The 23,027-nt window shown below is 66.8% G+C and carries 23 protein-coding genes and 1 tRNA gene; 5 read left to right on the top strand and 19 right to left on the bottom strand.

From position 1 onward, the window contains the following. Window position 1: 1 nt before the first annotated feature. The 9 genes from K6L26_RS10430 to fadD1 all read right to left on the bottom strand — a co-directional run bounded on the left by K6L26_RS10430 (window position 2) and on the right by fadD1 (window position 7,762). A complete protein-coding gene (locus tag K6L26_RS10430) occupies window positions 2-262 on the bottom strand; it encodes a F0F1 ATP synthase subunit C (RefSeq protein WP_003888102.1) in 261 nt (86 codons plus the stop codon). Between the two features lie 88 nt (window positions 263-350). Next, window positions 351-1,127: a F0F1 ATP synthase subunit A gene (gene atpB, locus K6L26_RS10425; protein WP_019345008.1), complete on the bottom strand. Its 777-nt coding sequence runs from the start codon at window positions 1,125-1,127 to the stop codon at window positions 351-353. Between the two features lie 10 nt (window positions 1,128-1,137). Then, window positions 1,138-1,584, bottom strand: a complete 447-nt coding sequence (locus K6L26_RS10420) for an ATP synthase subunit I (RefSeq protein WP_036394993.1) — start codon at window positions 1,582-1,584, stop codon at window positions 1,138-1,140. A gap of 293 nt (window positions 1,585-1,877) precedes the next feature. Then, a complete protein-coding gene (locus K6L26_RS10415; RefSeq protein WP_043368107.1) occupies window positions 1,878-3,098 on the bottom strand; it encodes a glycosyltransferase family 4 protein in 1,221 nt (406 codons plus the stop codon). A 7-nt stretch (window positions 3,099-3,105) separates the two neighbouring features. Further along, on the bottom strand, window positions 3,106-3,768 hold the full coding sequence (locus K6L26_RS10410) for an L-threonylcarbamoyladenylate synthase (protein WP_019344299.1): 663 nt from the start codon (window positions 3,766-3,768) through the stop codon (window positions 3,106-3,108). Between the two features lie 30 nt (window positions 3,769-3,798). Next, entirely contained in the window at window positions 3,799-4,644 is an 846-nt protein-coding gene (gene prmC / locus K6L26_RS10405) for a peptide chain release factor N(5)-glutamine methyltransferase (RefSeq protein ID WP_221853092.1), read from the bottom strand. Further along, entirely contained in the window at window positions 4,641-5,717 is a 1,077-nt protein-coding gene (gene prfA, locus K6L26_RS10400; RefSeq protein WP_221853371.1) for a peptide chain release factor 1, read from the bottom strand. The genes prmC and prfA overlap by 4 nt, the downstream gene beginning before the upstream one ends. 102 nt (window positions 5,718-5,819) lie before the next feature. Beyond that, the gene (gene rpmE, locus K6L26_RS10395) at window positions 5,820-6,062 is read right to left on the bottom strand and encodes a 50S ribosomal protein L31 (protein ID WP_019344296.1); all 243 of its coding nucleotides are present in this window, start codon (window positions 6,060-6,062) and stop codon (window positions 5,820-5,822) included. Window positions 6,063-6,208: 146 nt separating this feature from the next. Then, window positions 6,209-7,762 (bottom strand): fatty-acid--CoA ligase FadD1, encoded by a 1,554-nt coding sequence (gene fadD1 / locus K6L26_RS10390; RefSeq protein WP_221853091.1) that lies wholly within the window; start codon window positions 7,760-7,762, stop codon window positions 6,209-6,211. Window positions 7,763-7,847: 85 nt separating this feature from the next. Here fadD1 and K6L26_RS10385 point away from each other — a divergent pair, with 85 nt between their 5' ends. Continuing rightward, window positions 7,848-8,480, top strand: coding sequence for a TetR/AcrR family transcriptional regulator (locus K6L26_RS10385; protein WP_019346020.1), 633 nt, complete (start codon window positions 7,848-7,850; stop codon window positions 8,478-8,480). A gap of 58 nt (window positions 8,481-8,538) precedes the next feature. Here K6L26_RS10385 and rho read toward each other — a convergent pair whose 3' ends face one another. The 6 genes from rho to argS form a co-directional block, all read right to left on the bottom strand. Further along, window positions 8,539-10,527: a transcription termination factor Rho gene (gene rho / locus K6L26_RS10380; protein WP_036394984.1), complete on the bottom strand. Its 1,989-nt coding sequence runs from the start codon at window positions 10,525-10,527 to the stop codon at window positions 8,539-8,541. Between the two features lie 313 nt (window positions 10,528-10,840). Beyond that, on the bottom strand, window positions 10,841-11,788 hold the full coding sequence (gene thrB, locus K6L26_RS10375) for a homoserine kinase (RefSeq protein WP_019346018.1): 948 nt from the start codon (window positions 11,786-11,788) through the stop codon (window positions 10,841-10,843). 5 nt (window positions 11,789-11,793) lie between these two features. Next, complete coding sequence (thrC, locus tag K6L26_RS10370) at window positions 11,794-12,894, bottom strand: threonine synthase (RefSeq protein ID WP_019346017.1); 1,101 nt, start codon at window positions 12,892-12,894, stop codon at window positions 11,794-11,796. Beyond that, window positions 12,891-14,210, bottom strand: a complete 1,320-nt coding sequence (locus K6L26_RS10365; protein WP_221853090.1) for a homoserine dehydrogenase — start codon at window positions 14,208-14,210, stop codon at window positions 12,891-12,893. The genes thrC and K6L26_RS10365 overlap by 4 nt, the downstream gene beginning before the upstream one ends. Next, entirely contained in the window at window positions 14,207-15,631 is a 1,425-nt protein-coding gene (lysA, locus tag K6L26_RS10360) for a diaminopimelate decarboxylase (protein ID WP_221853089.1), read from the bottom strand. The genes K6L26_RS10365 and lysA overlap by 4 nt, the downstream gene beginning before the upstream one ends. After that, window positions 15,628-17,277, bottom strand: coding sequence for an arginine--tRNA ligase (gene argS, locus K6L26_RS10355; RefSeq protein ID WP_221853088.1), 1,650 nt, complete (start codon window positions 17,275-17,277; stop codon window positions 15,628-15,630). Before argS ends, lysA begins: the two co-directional genes overlap by 4 nt. Window positions 17,278-17,383: 106 nt before the next feature. On the opposite strand from argS, the gene K6L26_RS10350 reads away from it, so the two are divergent. Beyond that, window positions 17,384-17,456: transfer RNA gene (locus K6L26_RS10350), tRNA-Arg, on the top strand. 33 nt (window positions 17,457-17,489) lie between these two features. Here K6L26_RS10350 and K6L26_RS10345 read toward each other — a convergent pair. Continuing rightward, window positions 17,490-17,903 (bottom strand): YybH family protein, encoded by a 414-nt coding sequence (locus K6L26_RS10345; protein ID WP_064897447.1) that lies wholly within the window; start codon window positions 17,901-17,903, stop codon window positions 17,490-17,492. A gap of 49 nt (window positions 17,904-17,952) precedes the next feature. Between K6L26_RS10345 and K6L26_RS10340 the strand changes: the two genes are divergently transcribed. The 3 genes from K6L26_RS10340 (at window position 17,953) to K6L26_RS10330 (ending at window position 20,304) form a co-directional block, all read left to right on the top strand. Beyond that, window positions 17,953-19,110, top strand: coding sequence for an acyl-CoA dehydrogenase family protein (locus K6L26_RS10340; RefSeq protein ID WP_221853087.1), 1,158 nt, complete (start codon window positions 17,953-17,955; stop codon window positions 19,108-19,110). A gap of 11 nt (window positions 19,111-19,121) precedes the next feature. Further along, window positions 19,122-19,775 carry a GntR family transcriptional regulator gene (locus K6L26_RS10335; RefSeq protein WP_221853086.1) on the top strand — a complete coding sequence of 218 codons (654 nt, stop codon included), beginning with the start codon at window positions 19,122-19,124 and terminating at the stop codon, window positions 19,773-19,775. Between the two features lie 187 nt (window positions 19,776-19,962). Continuing rightward, a complete protein-coding gene (locus tag K6L26_RS10330; protein WP_019346010.1) occupies window positions 19,963-20,304 on the top strand; it encodes a hypothetical protein in 342 nt (113 codons plus the stop codon). Window positions 20,305-20,340: 36 nt separating this feature from the next. Here K6L26_RS10330 and K6L26_RS10325 read toward each other — a convergent pair whose 3' ends face one another. Genes K6L26_RS10325 through K6L26_RS10315 form a run of 3 tightly spaced genes read right to left on the bottom strand, consistent with a single transcriptional unit; the run spans window position 20,341 to window position 23,020 of the window. Then, window positions 20,341-21,108: an ABC transporter ATP-binding protein gene (locus K6L26_RS10325; RefSeq protein ID WP_019346009.1), complete on the bottom strand. Its 768-nt coding sequence runs from the start codon at window positions 21,106-21,108 to the stop codon at window positions 20,341-20,343. Next, window positions 21,084-21,965: an ABC transporter permease gene (locus tag K6L26_RS10320; protein ID WP_221853085.1), complete on the bottom strand. Its 882-nt coding sequence runs from the start codon at window positions 21,963-21,965 to the stop codon at window positions 21,084-21,086. Before K6L26_RS10320 ends, K6L26_RS10325 begins: the two co-directional genes overlap by 25 nt. Further along, window positions 21,962-23,020 (bottom strand): ABC transporter substrate-binding protein, encoded by a 1,059-nt coding sequence (locus K6L26_RS10315; RefSeq protein WP_221853084.1) that lies wholly within the window; start codon window positions 23,018-23,020, stop codon window positions 21,962-21,964. Before K6L26_RS10315 ends, K6L26_RS10320 begins: the two co-directional genes overlap by 4 nt. Window positions 23,021-23,027: the final 7 nt, after the last annotated feature.

Raw genomic sequence — 23,027 nt, 5'->3', positions numbered from 1 at the left:
ACTACTGCAGGCCCGGCGTGGCGAAGACGAACAGCGCCATGAAGGCCAGGTTGATGAAGTACGCGGCCTCCACCAGACCGACGGTGATGAAGAACGGGGTGAACAGCCGGCCCTGGGCCTCGGGCTGACGGGCGATGCCCGAGATCAGCGCGTTACCCGCGATACCGTCACCGATACCGGCGCCGATGGCGCCGCCGCCCATGATCAAACCGCCACCGATCAGCGCGCCGGCCGTGATGAGGGCGTTGGGGTCGAGTTCCATTCCTTTTATCCTCCTTGATAACTGGTGGCTGCGCCGCCAGAGGTTCGTGTGATGCGGTTGTAGAGATCAGAGTTGCGGATCAGTGTGCTTAATGGTCTTCGTGGTCCAGCTCCATCGACTGGCTGAAGTACAGGATCGTCAGCAGCGAGAAGATGAAGGCCTGGATCAGGCCGACGAACAGGTCGAAGGTCTTCCAGATCGCGTTGGGTGCCCACTGGATGTACCAGGGGAACATCGCGATCAGCGCGACCAGGATGCCGCCGGCGAAGATGTTGCCGAAAAGACGGAGGGCCAGCGAGATCGGCTTGGCGAGTTCCTCGACGATGTTGATCGGCATCAGCGCGGTGACGTGACCCTTGAGCAGCTTCTTGGGGTGGCCGAGGATGCCGCGGCGCCAGATGCCGGCCGCGTGGTAGCAGACGAACACGAACAGGGCCAGGGCCAGCACGAAGTTGATGTCGGAGGCCGGCGGCTTGTACCACTCCGCGGCTGCGCCGTCGGCGCCGCCGTACTGCAGCGGCAGGACGGCAAGCCAGTTGGAGATGAGGATGAACGCGAACAGCGCCACCGAAAGGGGCAGCACGAACGGCGCGACCTTCATGCCGATCGAACTTTCGATCTGGCCGCGCATCTGGATGGTCAGTGCCTCCCAGAACAGCTGCACGCCACCGGGCACGCCGGTCGAGGTGACCTTGGCGCGAAGGACGAACGCCAGGGCGATCACGATCACCGCGGTGATCGCGGTGGCCAGGATGGTGTCACCGTTGAACGTCATCCCGAACAGCTCGAACACCATCGTGTGGTGGCCGACATGGATGGCGGCGCCACCCTCTTCGGCGGCGAGCACGGTCGTCGTCTGAGTCATATAGGTCAGCTCAACCCTTCGATTCCGTATCCAAGACATCCAGGCCGTTCGAGCGGATCTTCCGCAGCACGGGGATGCTGGTGCTCATCACCAGCAGAGCCTGGAAAATCGCCAGCCCGAACAGCACCGCGATGCCGCCCGAGGTTTTGAAGACAAATGCGATGCCGAGTGCAATCGCGGTGATGATCAGCAGCCGTGTCGCGGAGTTGACGGCCATCTTCTTCTTGAGCGGGTGGTCCTCGGCCGTGATCGCTTCGACGGCCCGGCGCACCAGCAGGGCGTTGACCAAGCCGAGGGCCAGGCCGACACCGAAGAAGACGCCGAAGAAAATGTGTCCGGTGAATGCGGCGGCGACCACGGCCAGCGCGGTCAGTGCGACGCAGACGATCAGCAGACGCAGCGGCCGGAACGCCACTGACGGGAACACCAACGGCGCGTCTTGCGCTGGTGTCGTCACCGCTTCACCCCAATCCCGCTGTCACGAAAAGCTGCACCCTCGGTGATGCCAACGGTTGCTACCCCCTGGCAAAACCCTGTGCGTGCCCGCCGAGAATATCGGAGGGCGGCAGGCGGGCTCGAATCACCCACGGGGTAGCTCCCTTTGTCGGTCGTTGATCGGCACCTACGGTTCGTCGAACCGATGGGCCGGGCCGGCAACCCGCGAGGTTTTTCGGGTTCTGGCAGCACCCTAACACATGGTAGGCACCCCTAAACGTGGCCTACTACTTTTCGTCGTACTTCGCTCCGGCGCTAGTCCTCGGACGCCTCGCCCCCGCGTTGCAACAACGGAATCAGTGTCACCACGATCGCCACCAGAATGGCAGCCGCCACGACCGCTCCGGTGTAGCGCGGATCGAAGAAGATCGTCGCCGCGGCGCCGAAAGCGATGATCCCGACCCACAGGTAGATCAGCAGCACGGCACGGCGGTGTGAGTGCCCGATCTGCAGCAACCGGTGATGCAGATGCATCTTGTCGGGGCTGAGCGGGCTGCGGCCGGCCCGGGTGCGCCGCACGATGGCCAGCAGGGTGTCGAGTGCGGGCACCAGCATGACGGCGATCACCAGCAGGAACGGCGACATCAGCGCGAAGACGTCGCGCGCGCCGTAGGCGTTCTGCGAAATCGGCCCGGCAGCCGTCGTCGACGCCGCACCCAACATGAGACCGATCAGCATCGACCCCGAGTCACCCATGAAGATCTTGGCCCGGTGGAAGTTGTGCGGCAGGAAGCCCAGACAGGCACCGGCCAGCACCACCGAGATCACCGCGGGAGGGTAGAACAGCACGTCGCCGCCGTGGTCGCGCAACAACCCGACCGAGAAGATGCAGATGGCCAAGGCGGTGATCAGCCCCAGGCCGGCGGCCAGGCCGTCCAGCCCGTCGACGAAGTTCATCGCGTTGACGATCGACACCGTGAGCGCCAACGTCAACAGGATCGATGACACCTGGTCGAGCACGATGGTGCCCACTCCCCCGAACGGGATGTAGAGCACGCTCCAGGCCACGCCCATGGTGACCAACACGCTGGCCGCGGTGATCTGGCCCGCGAACTTGGTCAGCGCGTCCAAGCCCCAGCGGTCGTCGATCAACCCGATCGCCATGATCAGCCCGCCGGCCACCACCACCGCGGGCATGCCGGTGGAGTAGACGAAACCTCGGGTCAGGGCCGGCAGTTGAGAAGCCAGTAGCACCGCGGCGGCCACGCCGATGTACATGGCCAGTCCGCCCATTCGCGGGATCGGCTGGACGTGGACGTCACGTTCGCGCGGGTAGGCCACCGCGCCGATCTTGATGGCCAGCACGCGCACCCAGCCGGTGGCGAAGTAGGTGATGATCGCGGCCGTGAGTCCGACCAGCGCCAACTCGCGCAGCGGCACACCGGCACCCCGGTCAGAAAGCGCGAGCAGCCCGGAATTGACCGCGGGGAGCACTGCGTCACCGGCCGACATCACCGATGAACCGTACTGCAGCAAGCTGAGATCACTCCGTAGGTGTTGTTGTGAGCGTGGACGTTTCCACGCCGACGACCCTAGCGATGTCCGCCGCACTGATCGGGCCGGTCCGCAGGATGCGTGGCTGGGCGCCGGTGAGGTCGACGATGGTGGACGCGGATTGTTGCTCGGCAGGCCCGCCGTCGAGATAGACCTCGACCTTGTCGCCGAGTTGCTCGTGCGCTTGAGCCGCGGTCAGCGCGGCGGGCCGGCCCGAGACGTTGGCGCTGGACTGCGCCATCGGGCCGACTTCCCGCAGCAATTCGATGGCCACCGGGTGCAACGGCATCCGCAGCATGACGCTGCCGTTGGCGTCGCCGAGATCCCACTGCAACGACGGGGCCTGTGTGACCACCAGGCTGAGCGCGCCGGGCCAGAAGGCGCGGATCAGCTCACGGGCGGCCGGCGGCACCGAGTAGACCAGTCCGTCGATGGTGTTCCACGAACCGACGAACACCCCGACCGGCATGTTGCGGCCTCGGCCCTTGGCGGCCAGGAGGGCACCGACCGCCTCCGGGTCGAACGCGTCGGCGCAGATGCCGTAGACCGTGTCGGTCGGCATCACCACGAGGCGGCCACCTTTGACCGCGCTGACCGCCGAGGCGATACCGGTCGCACGCTGTTCGGCGTCGCTGCAATCGAAAATCGTCATGTCGGCTCCCCTGTCGGTTCGCGAATCAACTCAGCTTCGCCCAACCCGGGTGGCGGTGACAAAGCGGGGTCGCCCGGCCAGGTCGCGGTGCGCAGTGATCTCGTCGAAGTGTCCGTCGTTTGCGAAGGCCGCGACGGTCGGTTCGGACGTGGTGTCGTCGTGCTCGACGGCACACGGCGCACCGGCACGTAACCAGCGGGCCGCCAGGGTGACGATCGGCCGGATCACCGCCATGCCGTCGGGGCCGCCGAACAATGCCTGAGCGGGATCATGCTCGGCCACTTCGGGTTCCAGGTCCGCAGTGTCGGGGATGTAGGGCGGGTTGGATACCAGGAGGTCCACCTGGGCATCGAGTTCGGGCAGCAGACCCGGGGTGGTGACGTCGGCATCCAGTACTTCGACGCGCGTTCCTGCCGCGTTCCGCCGGGCGAATTCCAGGGCGGCAGGAGAATTCTCGACGGCTAACACTCGCGCATCGGGTCGGTGCGCGGCCAACGCCAGCGCCAGCGCGCCCGAACCGGTGCAGAGATCGATGATCAACGGATTCGAAGGAAGTTGTTGCGCACAAGCCCATTCCAACAGCGCCTCGGTCTCGGGCCGCGGAATGAACACCCCGGGGCCGACTTCCAGCGTCAACGGTCCGAACGGTGCGGTGCCGAGAAGGTGTTGCAGTGGGATGCGGCGGGACCGGGCGGCGACGAGCTCGTCATAGGCCGGGCCGAATCCTTCACCGGGGTCATCGAGAAACATCAGCCGGCTGCGCTCGACGCCCGCGACGTGGGCGGCCAGCAGTTCGGCGTCGATGCGAGGGGAGGCGACGCCGGCAGCGGCCAGGCGCGCTGCTGCGGCCTCGATCGCCTGCCGCAGACGGGTCATGACTGCTGCTGCAGCCGGGCCTGCTTGTCGGCGGCGCCCAGCGCATCGAGCAGCGCGTCCATGTCGCCGTCGAGGACCTGGTCGAGGTTGTGCGCCTTGAAGTTGATGCGGTGGTCGGCGATGCGGTTCTCGGGGAAGTTGTAGGTCCGGATCCGTTCGCTGCGGTCGACGGTGCGAATCTGACTGGCCCGGTCGGCCGAGGCGTCGGCCGATGCCTGTTCCTCGGCCAGCGCCTGCAGCCGGGCGGCCAGCACCTGCATGGCGCGAGCCTTGTTCTGCAGCTGTGATCGTTCGTTCTGGCAGGTGACGACGATTCCCGTCGGCAGGTGGGTGATGCGCACCGCCGAGTCGGTGGTGTTCACGCCCTGGCCGCCCTTACCCGAGGACCGGTAGACGTCGATGCGCAGGTCGGATTCGTCGATCTGGACCTGCTCCACCTCGTCGGGCTCCGGATAGACCAGGACGCCGGCCGCGGAGGTGTGCACGCGTCCCTGCGATTCGGTGACGGGCACCCGCTGGACGCGGTGCACGCCGCCCTCGAATTTCATCCGCGACCACACGCCGTCTGCCGAATCGCCCTTGCTGGCGATGGTGATGGTGGCGTCCTTGTAGCCGCCGAGATCCGACCACGTCTCGTCGAGCACGGTGACCGTCCAGCCGTGTCGCTCGGCGTACCGGATGTACATGCGGGCCAGGTCGGCGGCGAACAGAGCCGACTCCTCCCCGCCCTCGCCGGACTTGACCTCCAGCACGATGTCGTCGGCGTCGTGCGGATCCCGCGGCGCAAGTTGATCGGTCAGCTGGGCGTCCAGTTCGGCGACCTTGGCGGTCAGCTCGTCCACCTCGTCGGCGAAGCTGGCATCGTCGGCGGCCAGTTCCCGGGCCGCCTCCAGATCACCACGGGCGGCTTCGAGCTTGCGGTAGGTGCCCACCACCGGTGAGACCTGGGCGAACCGCCGGCCCACCTTGCGGGCGGCTGCGGCGTCGGCGTGCAGGTTGGGGTCGGCGAGCTGGCGCTCGAGGTCCGCGTGCTCAGCGAGCAGCGCCTCGATCGCAGGTGCGGTGTCGGTCACGTCAGCCACATCCTTTCCACTTGTGCCGCCAACTTGTTCCTGGAAACGAGAACAGCGCCCAGATCTGACGCGTATGCGACAGATCGGGCGCTGTTGACGTAGCTACTTGTCGGCTGCGGCAGCCTGATCGCCGGCAGGCTTGCGCTTGCCGTACCGCTTCTCGAAGCGGGCCACGCGGCCGCCGCTGTCGAGGATCTTCTGCTTGCCGGTGTAGAACGGGTGGCACTGCGAGCAGACCTCGACCACGATCTGGCCGCTCTGCTTGGTGCTGCGGGTCTGGAAGGTGTTGCCGCAACCACAGTGCACCGTGGTCTCGACATACTCAGGGTGAATACCTGTTTTCATGGGTTCCTCTTCAATCGTTGGCCCGGGTCGCCCGCAATTCAATGGACGTGAACCGGGACCGAGGGTCGGCGGTCCATTATGCCAGGTCAACCGCCAACCTCCTAAACGCCCGATGACCGGGGCCTATTCCCCGCACCGTTTGCGCGTCACAGCGTCGCGTACGCCGTGCCGTCGCGCTTCCAGAGCACCCGCCCGGCCGGATCGGCACCCAGTGCGACGAGTTCGCGCTTGAGGATCTTGTTGGTCGCGGTGCTGGGCAGATCCTCGGCGATCCAGACGTAACGGGGCCAGGATTTCGGTGACAGGTCCTGCTGCTGGGCCAGGAATGCGCCGAACTCGTCGGGCGTGAGCTGCCGGCCGTCGCGCAGGACGATGGCTGCCATCACCTGATCGCCGACGAACTCGTCGGGCACCGGGTAGACCGCTACGCGGCTGATCATCGGTTGACGCAACAGGATCCGCTCGATGGGTGCCGCTGTGATGTTCTCGCCGTCCACCCGCATCCAGTCCGCGGTACGGCCGGCCAGGTAGATCCAGCCGTCGGCGTCCCGGTACGCCAGGTCGCCCGACCAGTACATGCCGTGCCGCAACCGTTCATCGGTAGCGCCCTGATCGTTGTGGTAGCCGCGGAACATCCCGCTGCCGTTGGTGTTGACGAGTTCACCGGTGGCGGCGTCGGCGTTGATCAGTGCGCCGGTGTGGTCGAACTGTGCGACCTCACATTCGGTCACGGTCTCCGGATCGTAGATCGCCACCCCGGGGAAACCCTGGCCTACGCTGCCGGCCGGGGTGCCCTCGGAACGGGTGATGATGATGGCCAGTTCCGTGGAGCCGAAGCCGTCCCATACGCTGCAGCCGAACCTGCGGCTGAACTCGTCGATATCGCGGTCGGCCGCCTCGTTGCCGAACGCCACTCGCAGCGGGTTGTCGTGGTCGTCGGGCTGCTCAGCGGTGGCCAGGATGTAGGCCAGCGGCTTGCCGACGTAGTTCATGTAGGTGGCGCCGTAGCGGCGGATGTCCGGCAGGAAGCCGGACGCCGAGAACTGCGCCGGAGCCATTGCCGCGCCCGAACTGAGTGCCACTCCCCACCCTGCGTACACGCCGTTCGAGTGGAACAGCGGCATGGCCAGGTAACAGGTGTCGGCCTCGGTGAGGTCGTAGCGCTGCACCAGGGCGGCGGCGGAGAACAGCACGATGGAGTGCGCCACCTGGACGGCCTTGGGCTCGCCGCTGGTGCCCGAGGTGAAGATCATCATGAAGGTGTCGTCGGGCCCCACCTCACGGTGCGGGGTGAGCTCCTGCGGCGACCAGGTGGTTTCCGAAACGTTGATGACGGTGACGCCGGGCAGGTCGACGCCGTCGAGCAACGCACGGTGCTGATCGTCGACCAGCACGACCTGACACTCGACCCGGGCGATGTCGCGGGCCAGCGCATCGCCGCGGCGGGTGTTGTTGATGCCGCACAGCACGTAGCCGCCGAGCGCCGCGGCCGCCAGCGCGGTCAGCATGTCCGGGGTGTTGCCCAGCAGGGTGCCGACATGCAGGGGACGCCGCGGATCGGCCATCCCGATCAACGTGGCCGCCTGGGCCTTTGCCTCCGCGACGTGCTCCCGCCAGGTCCAGGTGCGGTCGCCGTATTTGACGGCGACGGTGTCGCCCTCTTCGCGCTCGCGGAGCAACTGCTGCAGCGTTTCGGCCATCCGATGATTCCCCAAGGCTTGGTGAACAGAATTAGAAAACTGTCTACCATGGTTGTGGCGCGACGGATACGCCCTTGGCAGAATCATGTACCTAACCCGATCCGAAGACCAGGAGACGCCGCAGTTGACCAGCACCACGGCACCCCGCAGCGTGCGAGATCGACTGATCGACGCCGCGGAAGAATGCTTACGGACCAAGGGGATTCGGGCGACCACGGTCTCGGAGGTGGCCGAGGCCGCAGGAGTGTCCCGCGGGTGGCTCTATCGGCACTTCCCCGACAAGGTGACCCTGCTGGGCGCGGTGATCGTCCGGCTCAATGACACGTTCTGGTCGGAAGCCCAGGCCATGCTTGAGCAGATCGACGGCTTGGACCGTCAGATCGCCTGGGGCGTCGGAAACGGCCTGAGGGCGTACGACGATCCGGGCGCGGTGTTGATGAAACTCCGCACCGACGAACCGGAGGAGTTCGCCGCCTGCGCCGGCGCCGGCGTGCAGGGCATGATCCCCGACCTGGCCGAATTCTGGTCCCCTTATCTGGCTGCCGCCCGCGACCGCGGTGAGGTCCGCGCCGACATCGACATTCCCGAAGCATCGGAATGGGTTGCGCGCGTACTGATCTCGCTCGCAACGGTGCCGGGCAACACCCTCGACCCCAGCGACGAGGACGCGGTCCTGGCGCAAGTGCGGCGTTATCTGATGCCCGGGCTTCGCGGCTGACCTCCCGACGGTACGCAAAAGGCCCCCGAATGATCGGGGGCCTTTCACGTTGTCGGGGTTAGTCGACGTCCATCGAGCCGGGCGCGGTCTTGGAGACCTGGACCAGGAACTCGTAGTTGTTCTTGGTCTTGCGCAGCTGGCTCATCAGCAGGTCGATGGCCTGGTGGCTGTCGAGGCCCGAGAGCACGCGGCGCAGCTTATGCACGATCGCGAACTCGTCCGGGCTGAGCAGCAGCTCGTCCTTGCGGGTGCCCGACGGGTTGACGTCGACCGCGGGGAACACCCGGCGCTCGGCGATCTTGCGGTCGAGCTTGAGCTCGGCGTTGCCGGTGCCCTTGAACTCCTCGAAGATCACGGTGTCACCGGTGGAGCCGGTCTCGACCATTGCCGTGGCGATGATGGTCAGCGAGCCGCCGTGCTCGATGTTGCGGGCCGCGCCGAGGAACCGCTTCGGCGGGTACAGCGCGGTGGAGTCCACACCACCGGACAGGATGCGGCCCGAGGCCGGCGACGCGTTGTTGTACGCGCGGCCCAGACGGGTGATCGAGTCCAGCAGCACCACGACGTCCTTGCCCTGCTCGACCAGGCGCTTTGCCCGCTCGATCGCCAGCTCGGCTGCCTGGGTGTGGTCTGACGGCGGGCGGTCGAAGGTCGAGGCGATGACCTCACCCTTGACCGAGCGCTGCATGTCGGTGACCTCTTCCGGACGCTCGTCGACGAGCACCACCATCAGGTGGCATTCCGGATTGTTCTTGGTGATCGCGTTGGCGATGTCCTGCATGATCGTGGTCTTACCGGCCTTGGGCGGCGACACGATCAGGGCGCGCTGTCCCTTACCGATCGGCATGATCAGGTCGATCACACGGGTGGTCAGCCGCTCGGGCGTGGTCTCCAGGCGCAGCCGCTGGTTCGGGTACAGCGGGGTCAGCTTGGTGAAGTCGGGCCGGTTCTTGGCCGCTTCCACAGGACCGCCGTTGACGCTGTCCAGGCGCACCAGCGGGTTGAACTTCTGCCTCGGATTGTTGCCGCCGCCCTCGCCCTCGCGGGGCACGCGGACCGCGCCGGTGACCGCGTCACCACGACGCAGGCCGTTCTTGCGCACCATGTTCATCGACACGTAGACGTCGTTCGGCCCGGCCAGGTAGCCCGACGTGCGGACGAATGCGTAGTTGTCCAGGACGTCGAGGATGCCGGCGACGGGCTGGACGACGTCGTCCTCCCGCAGCTCGGTCTCGTTACCGCCCTCGCCGCCACGCTCGCCGCGACGGCGCCGGTCACGGTCGCGGAACCGGCGGCCACGGCGGCCCTGACGGCCTTCACCGTCGCCGTCGTCGTCGTTGTTGTTGCCCGACGAGTTACCGCCCCGGTTCTGCTGGTTGTCCTGCTGATCGGACTGGTCGCGGCCCTGGCCCTTGTCCTGCTTCTGGTCGCGGTCCTGCTTCTGGTCGCGCTTGTCGTCCTGCTTGTTGTCGGCTTTGTTCTCGCCGTCGGACTGCTCACGCTTCTCGCGGCGTTCCTGACGCTCGCGCTTGTCCTGCTTGGCGGGCTTTTCCTGCTGCTCAGCGGCAGGCTCGGCGTCCTTGCTGCCGGCCTCGGCAGCGGAATCGGCCTTCGCCTCAGCCTTGGCACCCTCGGTGCCGGCCTCGTCCTTGGCGTCGGCGGCCGGGGCACCGGCCTGACGCGAGGATGCTCGACGCTCACGACGCCGCGGCGCGGGCTGCTCAGCGGCTTCTGCGCCGGCGTCCGGCTGGGCCTCGGCGGGGGCGCTCTTGGCGGCCTCGTTGGCACCGTTGGACTCGCCACGATGGGCACGGATAGCTGCGATCAGCTCACTCTTGCGCAGACCGGACGCGCCTTCAACACCGATTTCCTTGGCGAGCGCGCGCAGCTCAGGCAGCACCATGGTCGACAGCGACGCAGGCCGGGCGCTCGAAGCGCGCCGCGCAGCCGCGGTGTCAGCGGTCGCAGTGCTTTCAGATGTCACGGCTTGCGGTAAATCCCCAGCGCCATTGGCGCTGTCAGCCGTGAAGAGGTCCGTATCTGTCACGGATTTCCTTTCTTTCCCCCGCTCATCAGGTCGTGCGAGGGTTCCCCAAAGGTCGATGCGCGATCAGCTGAACCGCTGAGCGCGTAGCTCACACCGTCGCCTGCGCAACGGCGATCGCCAGGATTCGCCGATATACGGCGAACCGTCAGTCCACGAGTAGAACACAAGAAGATTGGGTGGTCGTCCTGGTGTCGACGCAGGCAGAGACCCTGCGAGTGCTGGACGAGAGCGAGAATAACTCGCTTTGGTGAAGTAATCAAGCAACATCAACGCTGGGCGTGTGGTGTCTGCTGCTCCTTGTGCTGCTCAATCGTCAGTTCCGGGCGGCCACACCCGACGTCCAACGGACGCCGCTTCCGACCGACATTTCCCTGACGGTGAACCCGTTCGCGGTGCCGTAATCCACAGCCTCATCAGGCAGTCCCGCCTGTGAGCTGAGTCCAAGAACCGTTGGCCCGGCCCCGGACAACACCGCTGCCACCCCATAACGCCGCAGCAGCTGCAGGTATTCCGCCGAGGCCGGCATGGCCGCGGCCCGTTGTGGCTGATGCAACACATCCTCGGTAGCCGACATCAACAGATCCGGGCGGTCACTGAGGGCCACCACCAGCAGCGCTGCCCGGCTCAGGTTGAACCGCGCGTCGAAGTGGCTGACCTGCTCGGGCAACACGGCCCGGGTCTCGGCAGTGGACGACCGTTGCTGCGGAATCGCAGGAAACAGCCGGATGTCGGGGTGGATCCGAACCGGCGCCGCGCGATACTGCGGTGCTCCGCCCGCGTCGGTCTCGGTCCAGGACACCACGGCACCGCCGAGCACCGCGGCCGCGGCATTGTCGGGATGCCCCTCGAACTCACTGGACAGCTGGATCAGCTGTTCGGTGGACATCGGATCCGAACCCACTTGCACCACAAGGCCGTTGACCACTGCCAGCCCACCGACGACTGCGGCGGCCGACGATCCGAGCCCGCGTGAATGCGGAATTTCGTTGCGGCAGCGCACGATCAGGCCCGCAGCGCGATGCCCGGTGGCGGCCAACCCTGCCTCGATGGCACGCACCACCAGGTGCGTGTTGTCCAACGGGACCTGACCCGCCCCCTCGCCCTCGACCTCCAGCCGAAGGCCGGATTCGGTTGTCTCGACGATGATCTCGTCGTAGAGGCTCAAAGCCAGCCCGAGGCTGTCGAAGCCTGGGCCGAGGTTGGCGCTGGACGCTGCGACGACCGCGGTGGCGGTGAGTCCGGCGGGCAGGGTGGTGTTCACCAGGCTCAGACCAGTCCGAGCTTCGCGACGACGGCAACCGGATCGACCGGCACCGCGGTGACGGTGGGCATGTCCTTGAGCGCGGTGTCGGGGTCCTTGAGGCCGTTACCGGTCACTGTGCAGACCACCGTGGAGCCCCGCTTGACCCACCCGTCCTCGATCGACTTGAGCAATCCCGCGACACTGGCGGCCGACGCGGGCTCGACGAACACGCCCTCGCTACGTGCGACCAGGTGATACGCGGCGAGGATCTCGTCGTCGGTGGCCGCCAGGAACCGGCCCTTGGACTGCTGCTGGGCCTCGACCGCACCGGACCACGACGCGGGCGAACCGATCCGGATGGCGGTGGCGATGGTCTCGGGCTCCTTGACCGGCTCACCCAGCACCAGCGGGGCGGCTCCGGCCGCCTGGGTGCCGAGCATGCGCGGCAGCCGTTCGGACAGGCCATCGCGGTGGTACTCGCTGTAGCCCTTCCAGTAGGCGGTGATGTTGCCCGCGTTGCCCACCGGCAGGGAATGCACGTCGGGGGCGATGCCCAGCGCGTCGACGATCTCGAACGCCGCGGTCTTCTGTCCCTCGATGCGGTACGGGTTGACCGAGTTCACCAGGGCGATGGTCGGGAAGTCCGCGGTGATCTTGCGGGCCAGCTCCAAGCAGTCGTCGAAGTTGCCGTCGACCTGGATGATCTTGGCGCCGTACATGACCGCCTGCGCCAGCTTGCCCATCGCGATCTTGCCTTGCGGGATCAGCACCGCGCAGGTGATACCGGCCTGGGCCGCGTAGGCCGCGGCCGAGGCCGAGGTGTTTCCGGTGGAAGCGCACAGCACGGCCTGCTGCCCACGGGCCAGCGACTCGGTGACCGCGACGGTCATACCGCGGTCCTTGAAGGACCCGGTCGGGTTGAGCCCTTCGACCTTGAGATGCACTGTGCAACCGGTGAGTTCACTCAGGCGCTTGGCGTGGATGAGCGGCGTGCCGCCCTCGAGCAGGGTGATCGGCGTCCAGTTGTCGCCGACCGGCAACCGGTCGCGGTAGGCCTCGATCAAGCCCGGCCAGGGCCGGTGCACCGGGCCTGCGCTGGTCTTTCCTTGCGTCCCGGGGTTCATGCGTTCGTTCCTTCCATACGCAGCACGCTGTTGATGGTCTGCACCACGTCGAGATCGGCCAGCGCCTCGACGGTTTCCGAGAGCGCGGCATCGGTGGCCTGGTGGGTGACCACGACGATGCGAGCGCCACACGGCTGCCCCTCCTCGTCGACCATGCCCTCCTGGCGGACTTCGGCGATGCTGACCTCACGCTTGGCGAATTCGGCTGCCACAGCGGACAACACGCCGGGCCGATCCGAGACGTTCATGTTGACGTAGTAGCGAGTGGGGATGAATCCGATCGGTGCGATCGGCAGCTTGGCGTACTTGGATTCCCGCGGACCACGGCCGCCCTGGACCCGGTTGCGCGCGGCCATCACGACGTCGCCCATCACCGCCGACGCGGTCGGCGCTCCCCCGGCACCCTGGCCGTAGAACATCAGCCGGCCGGCCGCCTCGGCCTCGACCACCACCGCGTTGAAGGCGCCGTTGACCGCCGCCAACGGGTGGGTCAATGGCACCAGCGCCGGATAGACCCGCGCCGAAACCCGTTGCTTGCCTTCGTCTGTGGTCAGCCGTTCGCAGATGGCCAGCAGTTTGATGGTGCAGCCCAAGGCGCGGGCCGACTCGAAGTCGGCCGCGCTCACCTTGGTGATGCCTTCCCGGTAGACATCGTCGGCGGTGACGCGGGTGTGGAAGGCGATCGAGGCCAGGATCGCGGCCTTGGCCGCGGCGTCGTAGCCCTCGACGTCGGCGGTGGGGTCGGCCTCGGCGTAACCCAGCGCGCTCGCGTCGGCCAGCGCCGAGCTGTAATCGGCTCCGGTGCTGTCCATCTCGGACAGGATGTAGTTGGTGGTGCCGTTGACGATGCCGGCCACCCTCAGCACAGTGTCACCGGCCATCGACTGGGTCAGCGGGCGGATGACCGGGATGGCGCCGGCCACGGCGGCCTCGAAATACAAGTCGACGCGGGCCTTTTCGGCGGCTTGGGCCAATTCGCCGGTGGATTGGGCCATCAGCGCCTTGTTGGCGGTGACCACCGACTTGCCCTGTTCGAGCGCGGCCAGGATGGCCTTGCGGGCCGGCTTGACCGGACCCATCAGCTCGACCACGATGTCGACGTCGTCCCGCGACACCAGTTCCATGATGTCTTCGGTGAGCAGGCCCTTGGGCACGCCCCGGTCGCCGGAGACCTTGCGGACACCGATGCCGCGCACCTCGAGCGGAGCGCCGATGCGGGCGGCGAGGTCGGCGGCGCTCTCGTTGATGATGCGCACCACTTCACTGCCGACGTTGCCCAGCCCCAATACCGCTACGCCGATGGGCTTTTCACTCATTGACCACTCACCTCCAGGCTCAAAAGATCGTCGACGGTTTCCCGACGGAGCACCAACCGCGTCTTGCCGTCTTTCACGGCGACCACGGCGGGGCGGCACAGCAGGTTGTACCGGCTCGACATCGAGTAGCAGTAGGCACCGGTCGCGGCGACTGCCAGCAGGTCACCGGGCGCGATGTCATCGGAGACCCAGGTGTCACGGACGATGATGTCACCGGTCTCGCAGTGTTTCCCGACGATACGGGCCAGCGCCGCGGAGGCGTCGCTGAATCGCGACACCAGACGCGCGTCGTACTCGGCGCCGTACAGGGCGGGGCGGATGTTGTCACTCATGCCGCCGTCGACGCTGACGTAGCGGCGCTGCGCGGTGGCGCTGACCGCCACGTCTTTGACGGTGCCCACCTCGTAGAGGGTGATGGTGCCCGGCCCGGCGATGGCGCGCCCCGGCTCGACCACGAGCTTCGGCGTCGGCAACCCCACGGCCTCGGACTCGCTGCGCACGATGGCTTTGAGCTTGTCCGCGAGCTCCTGCATCGGCGGCGGGTCATCTTGCGGCACATAGGAAATACCGAGACCGCCACCGAGGTCGATGATCGACATCTGGGCGGTCTTCTCCACACCGAATTCCGACACCACGTCACGAAGCAGGCCGATCACCCGGTGGGCGGCCACTTCGAAGCCGGCCACGTCGAAGATCTGGCTGCCGACGTGGCAGTGCAGTCCGACCAGGCGCAGGTTGTCGGTGGCGAAGACCTTGCGCACCGCGTCCATGGCCGCGCCACTGGCCAGCGACAGGCCGAACTTCTGGTCCTCGTGGGCGGTGGAGATGAACTCGTGGGTGTGTGCCTCCACACCCGGGGTTACCCGCACGAGCACGTCCTGGACGATGCCCGCGGCTCCGGCGACCTCATTCAGACGCTCGATCTCGATCAGCGAGTCGACCACCACATGTCCGACTCCGACTTTGACCGCGGTGGCCAGTTCGGCAACGGATTTGTTGTTGCCGTGCAGGGTGATTCGTTCCGGCGGGAAGTCGGCGTGCAGCGCGACGGCCAGCTCTCCCCCGGTCGCCACGTCGAGCGACAGGCCTTCCTGGTTGACCCACCGCGCGACCTCACTGCACAGAAAGGCCTTGGCGGCGTAGTGCACGTACTCACCGCCGCCGAAGGCCGCGGCGATGTCGCGGCAACGGGAGCGGAAGTCGTCCTCGTCGATCACGAACAGCGGGGTGCCGTACTCGGCCGCCAACTCGGTGACCGGCACTCCGGCGATGGACACCACACCGTCGTCGCCGCGAACCAGGTTGCGTGGCCACACGTTCGGGGCCAGCAGCATCACTTCTTCGGGGCTCTGCGGCTTCTCGGGAGCACCGGCGTGGTGCACCTCGTCGGCGTGCCGGGGCCCGGCGGGGTGCGCGTTCACATGCGCTCCGGAGCGGTGACACCCAGGATGGCCAGACCGTTGGCGATCACCTGGCGCGTCGCCTCGCACAGCGCCAGACGCGCGGAGTTGAGTTCGCCGGGTTCTTCGTCGCCCTGCGGCAGCACGCGGCAGGCGTCGTAGAACCGGTGGTAGTCGCCGGCCAGATCTTCCAGGTACCGGCATACCCGGTGCGGTTCGCGCAGCGCGGCAGCGGCTTTGAGCACCCGGGGGAACTCACCGAGGTTGCGGATCAGGATGCCTTCTTTTTCGTGGGTCAGCAGATCCAGGTGAGCCGTGTCGGCGGTGACGCCGAGGTCAACAGCGTTCCGTGTCAAGGCGGACAGCCGCGCGTGCGCGTATTGCACGTAGTAGACCGGGTTTTCGTTGGACGCGCTGGACCAGAGCGCCAGATCGATGTCGATCGGGGTGTCCACCGAGGAGCGGATGAGCGAGTACCGCGCGGCGTCGACGCCGATGGCCTCGACCAGATCGTCGAGGGTGATCACGGTGCCGGCGCGCTTGCTCATCCGTACCGGCTGGCCGTCGCGGACCAGGTTGACCATCTGGCCGATCAGTACCTCGACGGTGTCCGGGTCGTCACCGAGCGCCGCGGCCGCCGCCTTCAGCCGGGCGATGTAGCCGTGGTGGTCGGCGCCGAGCATGTAGATGCACAGGTCGAATCCGCGCTTGCGCTTGTCGAGGTAGTAGGCGAGGTCGCCGGCGATGTAGGCGGCGTTGCCGTCGCTCTTGATGACGACGCGGTCCTTGTCATCCCCGAATTCGGTGGTGCGCAACCAGGTTGCGCCGTCCTTCTCGTAGATGTTGCCGGTCTCGCGGAGCTTGGCGATGGCCTGGTCGACGCGGCCGGAGGTGTGCATCGAGTCTTCGTGGGTGTACACGTCGAAGTCGGTGCCGAACTCGTGCAGCGATTCCTTGATGTGGGCGAACATCAGGTCCACGCCGATCGCGCGGAAGGTCTCCTGGCGCTCGTCGTCGGGCAAGCTCATCACGTCGGGCCGCTTGGCCAGCACGGACGCGGCGATGTCGTTGATGTAGGTGCCGGCGTAGCCATCCTCGGGAGCCGGTTCCCCCTTGGCGGCGGCGACCAGTGAGCGGGCGAACCGGTCGATCTGTGCGCCGTGGTCGTTGAAGTAGTACTCGCGGGTGACGTCGGCGCCCTGGGTGGTCAGCAGCCGGCCCAGCGCGTCGCCCACCGCGGCCCAGCGGGTGCCGCCGATGTGTATCGGTCCGGTCGGATTGGCCGAGACGAACTCAAGGTTGACCTTCTCGTCCAGCTCGGTGGAGTTGCCGTACGTGTCGGCTGCGGCCAGCACGTTGGTGACGATCACGCCCTGTGCCGACGCCTCGATGCGCAGGTTGACGAACCCGGGCCCGGCGACCTCGGCGGCGGAGATGCCGTCGGCCGCGGCCAGAGCGGTGGCCAGCCAGCCGGCCAGCTCGCGCGGATTGACGCCGACCTTCTTACCGAGCTGCAGCGCGAGGTTGGTCGCGTAGTCGCCGTGCTCGAGGTTGCGCGGACGCTCGACCGTGACGGTGTCGGGCAACGCGGCGGGGTCCAGGTCGTGTTCGGTCAGCACTGCGGCGGCAGTAGCCTTGAGCAGCTCTGCAAGGTCGGCGGGGGTCACGAGGGTCCATCCTATGGTCTGGGGTCCCCGCGCCCCGAATCCGTATTCGCGCTTCCATGCGCTACGCTATGCAAGCCCAATCGGCGCAGCTGGTTTCCAGCCCCGCGCCCCCGTAGCTCAGGGGATAGAGCGTCTGCCTCCGGAGCAGAAGGCCGCAGGTTCGAATCCTGCCGGGGGCACTCCCAAAAAATCCTTTTACCTGTGCAAACAGGTCATTCCGGGCTGTTGATGCCCTTCGACCATGCCCACGCGGTCAGCCGCCAGCCGTCGTCACCGTCGCGCAGCGCGACCGTGAAGACTCCCCCGTTCTGCACGACCCGCTGCCCGTTGAGGTCGAACGTCATCGTCGTCGGAACGACGACATAGCCGTACGCCCCGTTTACGTCGACATGGCGCGGCTCGCCGAGCGTGACGTGATATCCCGAGGCGCCGAGGTGCTCGCCCTCGGCGAGCACGTCGCGCCACCAGTCCCGGGTGGCGGTCGGCCCCTGCCACACATGCGGCGCCATGCCATCGAGAATCTGCATCGGATCAGCACAAACCGCCGCCAGCGCATCGACGTCGGCCCGGTTGAACGCGTCGACGTATCGGCGGATCGCGGCCATCGGGCCATCAGGATCGGACATCCCCAAACTCTATAGAATATTTTCCATAGAGTTCCAGGAAAGGATCGCAGTGATCACGTTGTCCGCCGAAGAACAGGCCATCGTCAGTACCGTCCGCGACTTCGTGGACAAGCAGGTCAAGCCGGTGGTCCGCGAGCTCGAGCATGCCAACACCTATCCCGAACAACTCATCGAGGCGATGAAGGAGATGGGCATCTTCGGGCTGGCGATCCCGGAACCGTATGGCTTCGCCGCGGTGTCGATGCCCTGCTACGCCCAGGTCACCGAAGAACTGGCGCGCGGCTGGATGAGCTTGGCCGGCGCGATGGGCGGGCACACCGTGGTCTCCAAGCTCCTGCTGCAGTTCGGCACCGAGGAGCAGAAGCAGCGCTACCTGCCTCGGATGGCCACCGGCGAGCTCCGGGCCACGATGGCCCTGACCGAACCCGGTGGCGGCTCCGATCTGCAGGCCATGCGGACGGTCGCGACCAAGGACGACTCCGGGTATTTGATCAACGGGTCGAAAACCTGGATCAGCAACGCCCGCAAGGCCGGCCTCGTCGCGCTGTTGTGCAAGACCGATCCGACCGCCACCCCCGCCCACAAGGGGGTGTCGATCCTTTTGGTGGAGAAGGTCCCCGGCTTCACGGTCTCCAAGGACCTGCCGAAGCTCGGCTACAAGGGTGTCGAGAGCTGCGAGATCAATTTCGTTGACTGCCATGTGGATTCAGATGCCCTGCTGGGCGGCGCCGAAGGGCGCGGCTTCGCGCAGATGATGAAAGGCCTGGAAGTGGGCCGGATTCAGGTCGCGGCCCGCGCCACCGGCGTGGCCCGCGCCGCCTTCGACGACGCCCTGCAGTACGCCCAGGACCGGGAGAGCTTCGGGGTGCCGATCTGGCAGCACCAGTCGGTCGGCAACTTGCTGGCCGACATGGGCACCAAGCTCTACGCCGCCCGCAGCCTCCTGCTCGACGCCGCGCAGCGCCTCGACGCCGGCGGACGTTGTGACATGGAGGCCGGCATGGCCAAACTGTTCGCCTCCGAGACCGCGATGGAGATCGCGCTGAACGCGGTCCGGATCCACGGCGGCTACGGGTACTCCACCGAATACGACGTCGAGCGCTACTTCCGGGACGCGCCACTGATGATCGTCGGCGAGGGCACCAACGAGATCCAACGTGGCGTGATCGCCAAACAGTTGGTCAAACGCGGCGGACTCGACATCTGAGGCGGTCCGACATGACCAATAGACGCCCCCCGATGCGGTTGTCCGATGTCGTCGCGGAACACGTCCGCGAGCTCATCGTGTCGGGACAGCTGCAGTCCGGCGCGTTCATCCGTCCGGAGGCGGTCGCCGAGGAACTCGGGGTCAGCGCTACGCCGGCGCGGGAGGGACTGCTCCAACTTCAGACCGAGGGCTTCCTGTCCGTCGAGCCTCGGCGCGGCTTCATGGTGACCGCGTTGTCCAGCGACGACATCCGCGACATCTACGACGCGCAGGCGCTGTTGGGCGGCGAGCTCACGGCCCGCGCCGCCACGACCATCACGCCGGCAGCGGTCGACGAACTCGAAGGCATCCAGAACGCACTCGAAAAAGCCGCTGCCGCCGGAGATTTCGACGAGGAGGAGCGCCTCAACCATCAATTCCACGCACTGATCTACCGGCTGAGCGGGTCACGCAAGATGCGCTGGCTGATCAAGACGACGCTGGCGTATGCGCCGCGCAAGTTCTTCGCCGCGGTGGATGGCTGGCCGGAAGCCTCGGCCCAGGATCACCGCGCCATCATCGAGCACCTGCGGGCCAACGACCCGGAGAAGGCCCGCGCTGCCATGGCCCGGCATATCCGCAATGCCGGCGCACTGCTCGCCGAGCACTTGGCGCAGAGCGATTGATCCGCCTCACTGTTGTTTTGGCAAACGGTTCTTGAATCCAACCGCTGCGTCGTTGGGACGCACTTTCGCCGCTGCGAGCTGTTCTCGGAGCCGCAAATCAAAACAGCCGAAAAAATCTCTTCAGCAAACTGGCCCCGAGGTATAGGGTGACTCCAACGCTTCGACATTCCATATGGGGGGACACACCATGCACAAACTCGTTGCGGCGGCACTGGCCGCCGGCGCCCTGGGCGCCGGGCTCGCGCTCGCCGCGCCGGCCGCGGCCGCGCCGAACTGCTCCGACATCGTCGACAAGATCAACAGCGAGGACGGCTACACGCCGACCAGCGGCGAGAAGTGGGCCTGCGCCACCGAGATCCAGGCCAACAAGTGGGCCACCTTCCCGGGCGCGATCGCCGACAAATGGGCGAGTGCTCCCGCCAACACCGCCGACAAATGGGCCAACGCCCCCGCTGACGTCGCCAAGAAGTGGAGCGACTTCCCCAAGAAGATTCAGGACAAGTGGTCCGGCGGCGGTGACGAGGAGTAAACCTTCGCGCACCGTCCTCCATCAGTGGTGATCCGTTTACAGCGGGTCACCACTGATCTGTTTGCGGGACCCCGCCTCCCCCACCCCGAGCGCCGCCAGCAGCGCCTCACGATGGGCGACGAACTCCGGGTTGCGATAGGTGCGGGCCTCCGGAGTCCGGAAGTCCAGCTGACGGTCCATGACGAAGGCGCCACCGTCGAGCACCAGCACCCGGTCAGCCAGCGTCACGGCCTCGTCGACGTCATGCGTCACCAGCAGCACCCCGGGTTCGTACTTCGCGCACAGCTCCTTGAGCAGGTGGTGCATCCGAACCCTGGTCAAGGCGTCGAGCGCCCCGAAGGGCTCATCGGCCAGCAGTAGCGCGGGGTTTCGCACCAACGACCGGGCCAAGGCCACCCGCTGCTGCTCACCACCGGACAGCTCGTAGGGCCAGGCGTGTTCACGTCCGGCCAGGCCGACGTCGGCCAGTACCGCACTCGCCCGCTGTTTGACTTCGCGTCCGGACAGTCCGAGCGCGACATTGTCGAGCACCCGTGACCACGGCAGCAGACGGGAATCCTGGAACACCACCGACACATCGCGGGCGACGAACAGGTCCCCCGTGCCGGCCACCCCGTGGTCGAGCCCGGCCAGCGCACGCAGCAGCGTGCTCTTCCCGGAGCCGCTGCGCCCCAGCAGGGCCACGAATTCGCCCTTGCGGATGGTGAGGTCCACCGCGTCGAGAATGGTTGTGCCGCCGAATGATCGGCTCAGTTGCCGGACGACGGCCACTTCCTCGGTCAGGTTCCCAGTGCACGTCGCCACGAGAGCGCTCTCCTCTCGACGGCGCGGACGACGTAGTCCCCGGTGAGGCCGAACACCGCGTACACCAGCAGGCCCACCACCACGATGTCCAGCTGCCCGTACAGCCGCGCCTGGGTCATGAGATAGCCGATGCCGCTGGTGGCGTTGACCTGTTCGACGACCACCAGCGCGGTCCAGGAGATGGTGACCGCGAGCCGCAGTCCGGTGAAGAAGCCGGGCAGGGCGCCCGGGATGGCCACCTTGCGGATGAACTGACCGCGGGAAAGCCCCACGGTCTCAGCCAGTTCCACGTGCCGCAGGTCGACGCCTTTGAGTTGTGCGGTGGTGTTGATGTACACGGGAATCAGCACGCTGGTGGCGATGATGATGATCTTCATGGTGTCGCCGATGCCGAACCAGATGATCGCCAGCGGGATGATGGCCAACGTCGGCACCGCGCGTTTGACCTGGATCGGCCCGTCGACGATGGCTTCTCCGACACGGCTCAGGCCCGAGATCAACGCGAGAGCCAGGCCCAGCACCACCCCGATGACCAATGAGATCGCAGCCAGCTTGAGGGAGGCGAGGATGTTCGTGGGTAACCGACCGTCCGACCACATCTGGCCGATCGTGCGCACGATGTCGAGGGGATGCGGCAGGGTCCGCGGGTCGAGGATGCCGAGTTGCGAGGTGACGACCCAGATGGCCACCAGCAGGAGCGGTCCCACCGCCAACGCCGCGGGGATGGCGCGACCCGGCCCCAGCCGCCGGCGACGTTGTGTACCCGAACGGTGCTCGAGGTGCGGATAGTCCTGCTGCACAACCGGATCGGGTCCTGAACTCACCGCCCGGGACGGCGGCGTCTGCACGGTGGTCATTGCTTACCCGTCGACGTCGCGTTGAGTTCGGCGAACCGGGAATCGAATTCGTCTCTGGCCCTGAGCTGTTTCCCGGAGAACGCGCCGGCCTGCTGAAGCAGGTCGATGGTCTCCTGCTGGGTGTTGATCAGCTCATCGGTGAATCCGGGCACCGAGGACTTCCCGTCGGCCGCCGCGATGGCCTTGGCGTCCTCCGGGCTGACCTTCTGGTCTTTGATCAGGTACTCGTCGATCCAGGTCTGCTTGTTGTCGTTGAGCCACTGTTCGGCGCGGTACCAGGCGATGACGAACTCGCGGATGGCCGCGGCCCGGGCCGGGTCGGACAGCGCGTCCCGGCTGGCGTAGACGTAGTACAGACCCGGATAAGCGCCTGGGGCGTTGGGGATTTCGATGCTGCCCTCGCCCTTGGTGGAGGCGAGGTACCGGACGCGGTCCGGTTGTTTGAGCACCGCGGCGTTGACCTGCCCGGCACGCAGGCCGTCGGCGAACTCGGCCAGCCCCAGGTTGATCGGCTGCACGTCCTTGATGCTCAGGCCGACGGACTTGAGGTTACGCAGCACCACCGCCTGCTGCGCCGTACCTTCGTTGATCGCGATCTTCTTGCCGGCCAGGTCTTTCAAGGACTTGATGCCCGAATCGGGTGAGGTGGCCAGCACCAGCCCGTTCCCGTCGTACTTCACGGCACCGACGATGGGCACCCCGGCGTCGGAATACTGCGCGAGGATGGGCGGCACATCACCGACGCGTCCCAGTTGCGCGTTGCCCGAGCGGATCGCCTCCAGACGCAGCGGGCCGCTGCTGAAGTTGGCATACGTGACGTCCGCGCTGAGCCGGTCCTGTTCCCCGGAGAGTTTGAACAGGGTCTTGAGCCGGTTGGCGTCGTCGGCGACCACCAGGCTGGTGCCCTGCGGAACGGCGACCGGAATCGGTGCATCGGCGGCCAGTCCGCCGGAGCCCGCCGCACCGGAGCCGGACGACTGGCAGCCGCTGACCAGGCTCACGATGAGACCGGCGGCAAGAACACCCCGGGCAAAGCGGGGCAACGGATTACGCATATCGGAT

The organism is Mycobacterium farcinogenes (assembly GCF_019739075.1).
GTDB lineage: Bacteria > Actinomycetota > Actinomycetes > Mycobacteriales > Mycobacteriaceae > Mycobacterium > Mycobacterium senegalense.
Note: the sequence above shows the minus strand (reverse complement) of the source record. Positions and strands in the feature narration are given on the sequence as shown.

What these genes read in the sequence shown, in the direction of transcription:
- K6L26_RS10430 (WP_003888102.1), bottom strand. Translation starts at nt 262, where the DNA reads ATGGAACTCGACCCCAACGCCCTCATCACGGCCGGCGCGCTGATCGGT.
- atpB (WP_019345008.1), bottom strand. Translation starts at nt 1,127, where the DNA reads ATGACTCAGACGACGACCGTGCTCGCCGCCGAAGAGGGTGGCGCCGCC.
- K6L26_RS10410 (WP_019344299.1), bottom strand. Translation starts at nt 3,768, where the DNA reads ATGACGATTTTCGATTGCAGCGACGCCGAACAGCGTGCGACCGGTATC.
- prmC (WP_221853092.1), bottom strand. Translation starts at nt 4,644, where the DNA reads ATGACCCGTCTGCGGCAGGCGATCGAGGCCGCAGCAGCGCGCCTGGCC.
- rpmE (WP_019344296.1), bottom strand. Translation starts at nt 6,062, where the DNA reads ATGAAAACAGGTATTCACCCTGAGTATGTCGAGACCACGGTGCACTGT.
- fadD1 (WP_221853091.1), bottom strand. Translation starts at nt 7,762, where the DNA reads ATGGCCGAAACGCTGCAGCAGTTGCTCCGCGAGCGCGAAGAGGGCGAC.
- K6L26_RS10385 (WP_019346020.1), top strand. Translation starts at nt 7,848, where the DNA reads ATGTACCTAACCCGATCCGAAGACCAGGAGACGCCGCAGTTGACCAGC.
- thrC (WP_019346017.1), bottom strand. Translation starts at nt 12,894, where the DNA reads ATGAACCCCGGGACGCAAGGAAAGACCAGCGCAGGCCCGGTGCACCGG.
- K6L26_RS10365 (WP_221853090.1), bottom strand. Translation starts at nt 14,210, where the DNA reads ATGAGTGAAAAGCCCATCGGCGTAGCGGTATTGGGGCTGGGCAACGTC.
- K6L26_RS10345 (WP_064897447.1), bottom strand. Translation starts at nt 17,903, where the DNA reads ATGTCCGATCCTGATGGCCCGATGGCCGCGATCCGCCGATACGTCGAC.
- K6L26_RS10335 (WP_221853086.1), top strand. Translation starts at nt 19,122, where the DNA reads ATGACCAATAGACGCCCCCCGATGCGGTTGTCCGATGTCGTCGCGGAA.
- K6L26_RS10330 (WP_019346010.1), top strand. Translation starts at nt 19,963, where the DNA reads ATGCACAAACTCGTTGCGGCGGCACTGGCCGCCGGCGCCCTGGGCGCC.
- K6L26_RS10320 (WP_221853085.1), bottom strand. Translation starts at nt 21,965, where the DNA reads ATGACCACCGTGCAGACGCCGCCGTCCCGGGCGGTGAGTTCAGGACCC.
- K6L26_RS10315 (WP_221853084.1), bottom strand. Translation starts at nt 23,020, where the DNA reads ATGCGTAATCCGTTGCCCCGCTTTGCCCGGGGTGTTCTTGCCGCCGGT.